The 2128-nt window shown below is 74.1% G+C and carries 3 protein-coding genes; all 3 read right to left on the bottom strand.

Features of this window, described 5'->3' with window-relative positions; genetic code table 11:
* Positions 1 to 44 precede the first annotated feature (44 nt).
* Positions 45 to 1067: an endo alpha-1,4 polygalactosaminidase gene (locus ACFU6K_RS37590; protein ID WP_380670932.1), complete on the bottom strand. Its 1023-nt coding sequence runs from the start codon at positions 1065 to 1067 to the stop codon at positions 45 to 47.
* A 22-nt stretch (positions 1068 to 1089) separates the two neighbouring features.
* Complete coding sequence (locus ACFU6K_RS37595) at positions 1090 to 1785, bottom strand: spherulation-specific family 4 protein (RefSeq protein ID WP_380670934.1); 696 nt, start codon at positions 1783 to 1785, stop codon at positions 1090 to 1092.
* Positions 1782 to 2128, bottom strand: a 347-nt coding sequence (locus ACFU6K_RS37600) for an NAD-dependent epimerase/dehydratase family protein (RefSeq protein WP_380670936.1), incomplete at its 5' end; no start/stop codon positions are given. The genes ACFU6K_RS37600 and ACFU6K_RS37595, both read right to left, overlap by 4 nt.

Below are 2128 nucleotides of genomic sequence, written 5' to 3' on the forward strand. Positions count from 1 at the left end.
GGTGACCCTCGTCCGGGTCACCCGCGCGACGGAAGACGAACACCTCAGCAGGGCTTGCGCCAGGCGTTCAGTTCGAGCTTCTTCCGCATCGAACTGAAGCCCAGCGACTTGGCCTTGCCGCAGAACTGGTCCGTGTCGAGCTTGTACTCGACGTGGAAGACCGCCTTGCCCGCCTTGACGAAGGGCGCGACCCGGTCGCACTCGTCGAACTGCGAGCACTCCTCGTTGACCGCGAAGTCGAAGTCCGGGAGCAGCGCCGGGATCTGGTCCAGGTCGTTCTTCAGGCCGATGGCCAGGCCGCGTTCGTGGGCGAGCTGGGCCAGCATCCGGTTGTACCTGAGCTGGTCGTCCGGGGTCAGCGGGAAGCCGCTGTTCTGGTTGTAGGCCTCGATGGTGTCCGGCTCGACGGCGTCGAAGCCCTTGCTCCGGCACATGTCGAAGCGGGCGGCCATCAGCGGCTTCAGCTGGTCGAGCTTGCGGATGTCGAACCACTTCTCGCCCTTCCAGCCGGTGTCCGAGCCCTGGAGGGACTTGGCGAAGGCGGCGGAGTCGGGGCGGAAGTCCTCCCAGGAGCCGGCGTTGATGTAGCAGATCACCTTGCGGCCCTTGGCGTGCAGCGCGGCCACCACCGAGGCGTCGTTCTCGAAGCCGTCGATGTCGTAGACCGGGACGTCCACCGACTGGTCGACGCCGCCGCCGAGTTGCCACTGCCAGGCGAGGCCCGGGGTGGGCTGCCAGCGGGCGCCGGCCGGCGGTGCCGGGTTGCCCGGCGGGGTGCCGGTGCCCTGCGGGGAGCCGGGCGGCGTGCTGCCGCCGGGCGTGCCCGGGGCGGGCGCGGTGGTGCCGGGGGCGGTGGGCGCGGGGGTCGGCGTGCCCGGCTCGGTGGTGCTCGGGTCGGGAGTGCCGGGGGTGCTCGGCGCGGTGGCCGCGGGGGAGTTGCTCGGGGTGCCGTCGGCCGAGTCCTGGTCGTCCTCCGATCCCGAGCTGCTGCACGAGCTGACCAGCAGGGCGGTGGCGGTGGCGAGGGCCAGGGCGGCCGGGAGTTGCCGATGGTTGCGGCGGTTCACGGTAGTCGGACTCCGGATCGGGTCAGGTCAGTTCGGCGGCGTTCAGGCCGTACGGCAGGGTGCGCCAGGGGTTCTCCCCGGCCCCCGGTACGGCGCAGCCGACGCCGGCTCGCCGGGCGGCGATCAGGGCGGCGGCGTCCTGGGCGTGCTCGGTGGGGACGTCGTAGACCAGGTGGCAGAAGCGGGAGGCCGCGTGCCGGCCGGTCCACAGGGGCAGCGTCATGGCGCGGTAGGCGTCCCAGTCGCCCTCGAAGGTCACCAGCAGGTCGGCCAGGCCGACTTCGGCGTAGCCCGGGTCCGGGTGCTCGCCGTGGCCGAACACCACGGTGCCGCAGCCGGCCGCGCGGGCGGCCGTGGCCAGCCGCCGGTAGTGCGCCAGCGCACCCGGGTGGGTGGAGACCTGGTCGAGGTAGACGCCCGTGATGCCGTGGCGCTGACGGTACGTCAGGATGTCGGCCACCACGGCCGCGTGCGGGCGGCGGCCGTAGTCGGTGTCGGTGTAGCCGACCAACGGCAGTCCGGCGGTGCGGAGTTCGTCGGCGGCCTCGGCGAAGACGTGGTCCGGGAACTCGCCCGGACCGTCGGCGAGGTTGAGCACGACGGCGGCGATCCGGGCGGGGTCGGCGGCGGCGACCGCCTGCCAGGCCGCCGGGTCCACCGCGGGGTGGACGTACAGCGGCACCAGCAGGCGGCCGTCGGGGGTCTGCCCGGCGGTCATGCGACCACCGGGTCGGGCGTGGGCCCGGCGGTGCCGAGCCACAGGTCGCGCAGGGTGTCGGCGAGGTCCGTCTCCGGCCGCCAGCCGAGCTCCCGGGCGGCGGCCGACACGTCGGCCTGCTGCCAGGAGACCGCGGCCGAGCGCTCGGAGCCCGCCCCGCTCTCGTCGATCCGGCCGGTGAAGCCGGCCGCGGCGACCAGCCCGTCCGCGATCGCCCGGACCTGCCGGGCGTGCCCGGAGGCCAGGTTGAGCACCCGGGGGAGCGGACGGTCGGCGGTGACGGCCAGGCCGACCGCCTTCGCCACGTCCCGGGCGTCGACGAAGTCGCGGTACGCGGAGAGGC

Source organism: Kitasatospora sp. NPDC057512 (assembly GCF_042802135.1).
In the GTDB taxonomy this organism is placed as follows: domain Bacteria; phylum Actinomycetota; class Actinomycetes; order Streptomycetales; family Streptomycetaceae; genus Kitasatospora.